1 protein-coding gene is annotated in these 510 nt (G+C 48.6%); it reads left to right on the forward strand.

Annotated elements, in window-relative coordinates; all coding sequences use genetic code 11:
- Nucleotides 1-58 precede the first annotated feature (58 nt).
- Nucleotides 59-510: helix-turn-helix domain-containing protein (locus EKC99_RS15455; RefSeq protein WP_163152678.1), on the forward strand; the 452-nt coding region annotated here is incomplete at its 3' end.

Below are 510 nucleotides of genomic sequence, written 5' to 3' on the forward strand. Positions count from 1 at the left end.
CCTTTTTCTATGGTTATACTGCTCCTAAATACCCACGTATAAAAGGAGCGGAAATGGCATGAAACGTCTGAAAATCACAAATGATCACGGTTGGACACCTCGAACACTTCGGAAACAAGAACGGAAAATCAAAGATGCCTCTCTGCGTGCTCGAGTGACTGCCGTTCGCCTCGTCATGGAAGGGTTTCTTGGCAAAGATGTCGCACAAATGGTCAATCTATGCCGCCAATCGGTTGCCCTCTACGTCGCACGCTTTAATGAAGGTGGGCTCGATCATTTACTCGATCGTCGCTTGCCACCTGGTCGTGTGCCATTCCTGACGGAAGAACAACAACAGGAGATCAGACAACTGGTATTAAACACCACCCCTGTGGATGTCGGGTGGGGCATTTCTTCGTCATGGAACACACGTATATTACAGTCCTACATCCAACAAACCTATGGTGTTTCGATGTCACGGGAAGGCATTCGGAAGTTGTTGCATCGTCTTCGCTTGTCATGGACACGTCC

It is taken from the genome of Anoxybacillus sp. MB8 (genome assembly GCF_011006755.1).
GTDB classification, from domain to species: Bacteria; Bacillota; Bacilli; order Bacillales; family Anoxybacillaceae; genus Anoxybacillus; species Anoxybacillus gonensis.